Genomic DNA, 6,071 nt, shown 5'->3' on the forward strand with positions numbered 1-6,071 from the left:
CCCCACCCCCGGCGAGACGCAGACCTTGGCCTCGGCCAACAGCTTCTTGGCGAATTCCAGTGACCCCAAGTGCGCGTAGGCCTCGGGGATCTTGGCCCAGACGTACATCGACGCCTTTGGATTTTCCACCATCCAGCCCAGCTCATGCAGGCCCTTGACCAGCACATTGCGGCGTTGGCGGTATTGCTCGGCGATATCGCGCACGCATTGCTGGTCGCCTTCGAGGGCGGCGATGGCGGCGACTTGCAGCGGGGTGAAAGTGCCGTAGTCGTGGTAGCTCTTGATCCGCGCCAGGGCGCTGACCAGTTCCGGGTTGCCGACCATGAAACCGATGCGCCAGCCAGCCATGTTGTAGCTCTTGGACAGGGTGAAGAATTCCACCGCGATGTCTTTCGCGCCGGGCACCTGCATGATCGACGGGGCTTTCCAGCCGTCATAGACGATGTCGGCGTAGGCCAGGTCGTGGATCACCAGCACGTCGTATTGCTTGGCCAGGGCGATCACCCGCTCGAAAAAGTCGAGCTCCACGCATTGCGCGGTCGGGTTGGAGGGGAAGCCGAGGATCATCATCTTCGGCTTGGGGATCGAGCCGCGAATGGCCCGCTCCAACTCGTCGAAAAAGTCCACGCCGGGCACCAGCGGCACCGAACGCACCTGGGCGCCGGCGATCACCGCGCCGTAAATGTGGATCGGATAGCTGGGGTTGGGCACCAGCACCGTGTCGCCCTGGTCCAGGGTGGCCAGCATCAAGTGCGCCAGGCCTTCCTTGGAGCCGATGGTGACGATGGCTTCGCTTTCCGGGTCGATATCGACTTCGTAGCGGTCCTTGTACCAGCGCGAAATGGCGCGGCGCAGGCGTGGGATGCCTTTGGACGTGGAGTAGCCGTGGGTGTCTTCACGCTGGGCGACGGTGACCAGTTTTTCCACGATGTGCGGGGGCGTGGCGCCGTCAGGGTTACCCATGCTCAAGTCGATGATGTCTTCGCCGCGCCGACGCGCAGCCATCTTCAGCTCGGCAGTGATATTGAATACGTACGGGGGGAGTCGATCGATGCGCGCAAAGCGGCGCGGCGAACCTTGTTCGGCCATTGTTGCCTCGAGATACGTGAGCGCCCGGAACCGTCCGAGCGACGTTGGCCACTGCGGTGGCCTGCGGCGCAAGATAATCGGGCTGATATCAGATTGTCCAGTAGCCGCGTCGAACTATTTTCGACGACACTGTTGCCCCGGCGACGGTGCCATCGAAGGCCCGTGGATCGGTGAACACTGCACACCCAATCTTGATGGAACGAATGATGGAATTTTCCAGCGGCTTCCTGCTGAGCCTTTCGCTGTGCCTGGACATTGGCGTGGCCAATATCGCGATGATTACCCTGGCGATGCAGCGCGGCTATTTCCAAGGCTTTGCCCTGGGCCTGGGCACCTGTGTGGGGGATTTGATCTATGCGGTCCTGGCGCTGGCCGGGATGACTGTGTTGTTGCAATACGACACGGTGCGCTGGGTGCTGTGGATTGGCGGCTCGGTCCTGTTGTTGTACTTCGCCGCGAAGATGGTTCATTCAGCGATCTATCATCATGCGGTGTTGGCCGAGGCCGGCGAGACCCGAGGCAACTCGCCGCGGCAGGAATTTTTCCGTGGGATTTTCCTCGCCATGTCATCTCCGAGCGCCATTCTCTGGTTCGCGGCGGTGGGCGGGACGCTGATCGCCCGCTCCGGTGGTGGCACTGTGCTCAGTTCGGCGTTGTTCCTGGGAGGATTTCTCAGCGCCGGGTTGCTTTGGAGCGCAGGTCTGTGCCTGGCGGCGACCCAGGGCGGAAAATTGTTGGGGGACAAATTGCTGCGCTACTCCTATTGGGCATCCGCGGCGATCTTCTGTTATTTCGCCGTGTATGTGATTGTTTCTGGTTACAACGAGTTTGTAGGAAAATCCGTCACGGCCGTTGTGCCCGGCCTTTGACAAGCGAAACGGCCTGGCAATCACGGTTTGGCTTCTATACTGCCAAGCCCCGACTTCAAGTTTTCCGGAGTGTTGAAGCAATGGAAACGCAAAAACGCGTTAACGCAGGCGAGCCGCGCTTTGAACAGGGACGCTTTCAGCTAATCGCCGGTTTCGGCGCGCGTTTTACCCAGGACACCGCCCAAGACATCCCGCTGCTCTGGGAAAAATTCCTGCCTTGGCTCGGCAAGGTGCCGGGGCAGAAAAACGAAGTCACCTACGGGGTGTGTTGCAATCCGGACGGCAAGGGAGGCTTCGAATACATTGCCGGGGTGGAAATCAGCCGGCTCGACGACCTACCCGAACAATACCGCTGGATAGAGGTCCAGCCCGGACCGTACGCGGTGTTCGAGCACAAGGGGGCGCTGAAAAATCTGCCGGATACGTTCCAGTACATCTGGAAAGAATGGCTTCCGAAGTCCGGCCACCAGGCGGCGGACGAGCCGGAATTCGAGCGCTACAGTGAAGACTTCAATCCCCGGACCGGCGAAGGCAGCCTGGAAATCTGGATTCCCCTCAAGCCAAAGTAACCCGCCCTATGCGTCCTCAGGCGCGAAGAGGATTATTCAATACAGGCTGGCCTGCACCCGCGCAGGTGTCTCACGGTCATAAGCCTCGGCATCGAACCCCTCATTCAAACGCTTATGGATCGCTCCGGCGCTGGGAACTGCCGAGCGATCAAGGTAGCGCTCAGGGTTCCAGAGCTCTGAGCGTACGATAGCCTTGGAGCAATGAAAAAACGCCGCTTCGATCGCGATCAGCAGTACCGTGCGAGGCAACTTCCCCTTGACAGCGAAGCGCTCGAGCAGCTCGGGTTCGACGCTGATGCGCGCGGTGCCGTTGACTCGCAACGTCTCACCGATTCCGGGGATGATGAACAGCAGGGACACCCGAGGGTCATGAAGGACGTTGCGTAGGGTGTCGATGCGGTTATTGCCCGGGCGGTCGGGGAGCGCCAGAGTGTGTTCGTCGAGGATCTGCACGAAACCCGGTGCGTCGCCACGGGGCGAACTGTCCAAGCCATCAGGCCCTGCCGAGCCGATGATCACCATTGGCGAGGCCCGGACCATCGCCTGGTAATCCTCGTTGAGAAAAGGGATCTGTTTGCGCACTGCCCGCTCATGGGGCTGGCCGTAGATCGCTTCCAGATGTTCAATCGAGGTCAACATGGATCAGTCCTCCCGGCGGCTGATCCGCCTGGTTGAAACACTAACCCCATCCGCCGCTCATAACCGATGCGGCCTTTGTAGGCTTCTCCGCTGTCGACCCAGCCCAGCCGGGCGTAAAGGCCGATGGCCGAGTCGTTGTCGGCATCGACCGAAAGCTCCAATCCCTTGATTTCCGGCCACGCTGCCCGTGCCACGGCGGGTAGTGCTTGCAGGCAGGCCTTGCCATAGCCCTTGCCCTGGGCGCGGTGGTCGACTTGCAAGGCGTGCAGGGTGGCGCTGTGTTCGTTGGCCCAGGCGGGCAGCACGGGCGGGCGCTTGAGCAGCAGGAACGCCACCGGCACCTCGCCGGCCAGCAAGGCGAAACCCTTGACCCCTGGGCCGGGCTTGGACAGCAGGGTGTGCAACGCGCCGTGGATGTCGCCGGAAAACTTGATTTGTTCAGGGTGGATTTCGATGGATTCGACCTGTTGCCGTTGCAGCGGGGTCAGGTCTTCATAAGGCACGAGCTGGGCGGTCATCAAAACGTCCGTTGTTTGCCGACAGAATGGGCCTTGGATTCTAGCGAAATTTTTTCTTTGGATTATTTTTGTTTGGCTGTCGATTCGCCGTTTCTCCAAACGACAAAGGATGTCTCTAACAAAAAAACTGCGGAGAACCACCATGAACACCCAAGCTACCGAAACCGAAATCCAGGCGCTGATCGACACCTATCGCCAGGCTGTCATGGCCAAGGACGTGGAAAAAGTCATGGCGCTCTACGACGACAACATTGTCTCGTTCGACGCCATCCAGGCCCTGCAATTCAAGGGCAAGGTCGCCTACCGGGCGCACTGGGAGGCCTGCATGGAAATGTGCCCCGGCCCGCACAAGTTCGATTTCCATCAGGTGCAGATCACGCCAGCCGACACTATCGCGTTCGCCCACTGGCTGGCCTATTGCGGCGGCACCAATGACAAAGGCGAGGAGCAGGCTTGCTGGATGCGCGTAACGGCGTGCTACAAACGTTCGGCCGGGCAGTGGAAAATCGTCCATGAGCACTGGTCGGCGCCGTTCGATCCGATGGCCGGGACGGCGATTTTCGACCTGCAGCCCTGAGCGGCTGCGGTGCGCTCCTGCCATCCTTGTCGATCAGTCCGATCACGGAGTTTTCCATGAAGTATTTATGCCTGGTGTACAGCAACGAACAGGTCCTGCATGACTCGCCGGACAGTCCCGAGGACGCCGAGTGCATGGCCTACGCCGAATCGATCCAGGGCAGCGGCCGGATGATCGCGGCCGAAGCCCTGGAGTCGGTGCAGACCGCCACCACGGTGCGCATGCGCGGCGGCAAGCTGTCGATTACCGATGGCCCGTTCGCCGAAACCAAGGAGCAACTGGCGGGTTTCTACCTGATCGACGCCAAGGATTTGAACGAAGCCATCCAGGTTGCCGGCAACATACCGGCGGCCCGGGTTGGCTGCGTCGAGGTCCGGCCCGTGCGGCAACTGAATCCCTGAACATTCATCTCCACAGGAGCGCTTTCATGAGGCTTGAGCCTGTTTCCCGCCTGGCCATCAGGCCGATGACCCAAGGCCTGTCCGCCTGATGCCGGCCGAAGCGGTCAAGGCGCGGGTCGAGCAGGTTTATCGCCAGGATTCGCGGCGGATCCTGGCGACCCTGATTCGCCTGCTGGGGGATTTCGATCTCGCTGAAGAAGCCCTGCACGAGGCCTTCTTCATCGCGGTCGAGCGCTGGCAGCGCGACGGTGTGCCAGATAACCCGCGGGCGTGGCTGGTTTCGGCCGGACGCTTCAAGGCAATCGACAGCCTGCGTCGGCGGGCGCGCTTCGCCGCTTCGCAGCCCATGCTGATTGCCCAGCTCGAAGAATTGGAACAAACCGAATGGAGCGATGAAGACGTGGAAGACGATCGGCTGCGGCTGATTTTCACTTGTTGTCATCCGGCCCTCGCGGCAGATGCACAGGTGCCGTTGACCCTGCGTGAAGTCTGCGACCTCACCACCGAGGAAATCGCCCGGGCCTTTCTTGCCGCGCCTGCGGCCATCGCCCAGCGCATCGTGCGAGCCAAGGCAAAGATTCGCGACGCGAAGATTCCCTATCAGGTGCCGTCCCGCACGGAGCTGCCTGAGCGGCTCGACAGTGTGCTTCGGGTCATTTACCTGGTGTTCAACGAGGGCTATTCGGCATCGATGGGCGCCGAATTGACCCGCGAAGACCTGACCCGCGAAGCCATTCGCCTGGCGCGCCTGTTGATGGAGTTGTTGCCGGAAGCTGAAGTCATGGGGTTGCTGGCGTTGATGCTGCTGCACGAGTCGCGGCGACCGGCACGAACCTCAATGACCGGCGAGTTGGTTCTGCTGGACGAGCAGGACCGGTCGCTGTGGGATCGCGCAATGATCACCGAAGGCTGCGCCATGGTCGAGGCGGCGCTCAATACCCGGCGGTTCGGGCCTTATTGCCTGCAAGCGGCGATCGCTGCGGTGCACGCCGAAGCACCGACGGCGCAAGAGACTGACTGGCCGCAGATCGTCGGCCTCTACGACGTACTCTTGCGCGCGGTGCCATCACCGGTGATCGAACTCAACCGGGCGGCCGCCCTGGCCAAGCGCGACGGGCCCCAGGCTGGATTGAACCTGGTCGACGGGATATTGGGCAGGGGCGAATTGACCGACTATCACCTGGCCCATTCGGCACGGGCGGAGTTCTGTCGGCAGTTGGGGCGGGTTGAAGAGGCGAGGGTGGCGTACCGGCGTGCACTTGAACTGACGCAGCAGTTGCCGGAGCGACGGTTTATCCAAGCACGGCTTGCCGGGTTGCCATGATGAACTACTGTGGGAGCGGCGGTGCGCCGCTCCCACAAAGGGAACTGATGGCAGACCTCGGATTTTCGAAACACCGAAAACCACT

The 6,071-nt window shown here is 61.2% G+C and carries 8 protein-coding genes; 5 read left to right on the top strand and 3 right to left on the bottom strand.

From position 1 onward, the window contains the following. Positions 1-1,089 (bottom strand): alanine transaminase (gene alaC, locus OC610_RS19315; RefSeq protein WP_264429922.1); only part of this gene is annotated, 1,089 nt, incomplete at its 3' end. Positions 1,090-1,295: 206 nt separating this feature from the next. Between alaC and OC610_RS19320 the strand changes: the two genes are divergently transcribed. Both OC610_RS19320 and OC610_RS19325 read left to right on the top strand, forming a co-directional pair. Continuing rightward, entirely contained in the window at positions 1,296-1,958 is a 663-nt protein-coding gene (locus OC610_RS19320; protein ID WP_264429924.1) for a LysE family translocator, read from the top strand. Positions 1,959-2,038: 80 nt separating this feature from the next. Then, a complete protein-coding gene (locus OC610_RS19325; RefSeq protein ID WP_264429926.1) occupies positions 2,039-2,527 on the top strand; it encodes a GyrI-like domain-containing protein in 489 nt (162 codons plus the stop codon). Between the two features lie 36 nt (positions 2,528-2,563). Here the strand turns inward: OC610_RS19325 and OC610_RS19330 are convergent, their stop codons facing one another. Beyond that, positions 2,564-3,166, bottom strand: coding sequence for a pyridoxamine 5'-phosphate oxidase family protein (locus OC610_RS19330; RefSeq protein ID WP_264429927.1), 603 nt, complete (start codon positions 3,164-3,166; stop codon positions 2,564-2,566). Next, positions 3,160-3,684, bottom strand: coding sequence for a GNAT family N-acetyltransferase (locus tag OC610_RS19335; protein WP_264429929.1), 525 nt, complete (start codon positions 3,682-3,684; stop codon positions 3,160-3,162). The genes OC610_RS19330 and OC610_RS19335 overlap by 7 nt, the downstream gene beginning before the upstream one ends. A gap of 142 nt (positions 3,685-3,826) precedes the next feature. Between OC610_RS19335 and OC610_RS19340 the strand changes: the two genes are divergently transcribed. The 3 genes from OC610_RS19340 to OC610_RS19350 all read left to right on the top strand — a co-directional run bounded on the left by OC610_RS19340 (position 3,827) and on the right by OC610_RS19350 (position 5,986). Further along, positions 3,827-4,261 (top strand): YybH family protein, encoded by a 435-nt coding sequence (locus OC610_RS19340; protein WP_264429930.1) that lies wholly within the window; start codon positions 3,827-3,829, stop codon positions 4,259-4,261. Between the two features lie 56 nt (positions 4,262-4,317). Continuing rightward, on the top strand, positions 4,318-4,662 hold the full coding sequence (locus OC610_RS19345; protein ID WP_264429932.1) for a YciI family protein: 345 nt from the start codon (positions 4,318-4,320) through the stop codon (positions 4,660-4,662). 88 nt (positions 4,663-4,750) lie between these two features. Next, positions 4,751-5,986: an RNA polymerase sigma factor gene (locus OC610_RS19350; protein WP_264429934.1), complete on the top strand. Its 1,236-nt coding sequence runs from the start codon at positions 4,751-4,753 to the stop codon at positions 5,984-5,986. Positions 5,987-6,071: the final 85 nt, after the last annotated feature.

It is taken from the genome of Pseudomonas agronomica (assembly GCF_025917275.1).
GTDB lineage: Bacteria > Pseudomonadota > Gammaproteobacteria > Pseudomonadales > Pseudomonadaceae > Aquipseudomonas > Aquipseudomonas agronomica.

Coding starts and splice junctions, on each gene's coding strand:
- OC610_RS19320 (WP_264429924.1), top strand. CDS start 1,296: ATGGAATTTTCCAGCGGCTTCCTGCTGAGCCTTTCGCTGTGCCTGGAC.
- OC610_RS19325 (WP_264429926.1), top strand. CDS start 2,039: ATGGAAACGCAAAAACGCGTTAACGCAGGCGAGCCGCGCTTTGAACAG.
- OC610_RS19330 (WP_264429927.1), bottom strand. CDS start 3,166: ATGTTGACCTCGATTGAACATCTGGAAGCGATCTACGGCCAGCCCCAT.
- OC610_RS19335 (WP_264429929.1), bottom strand. CDS start 3,684: ATGACCGCCCAGCTCGTGCCTTATGAAGACCTGACCCCGCTGCAACGG.
- OC610_RS19340 (WP_264429930.1), top strand. CDS start 3,827: ATGAACACCCAAGCTACCGAAACCGAAATCCAGGCGCTGATCGACACC.
- OC610_RS19345 (WP_264429932.1), top strand. CDS start 4,318: ATGAAGTATTTATGCCTGGTGTACAGCAACGAACAGGTCCTGCATGAC.
- OC610_RS19350 (WP_264429934.1), top strand. CDS start 4,751: ATGCCGGCCGAAGCGGTCAAGGCGCGGGTCGAGCAGGTTTATCGCCAG.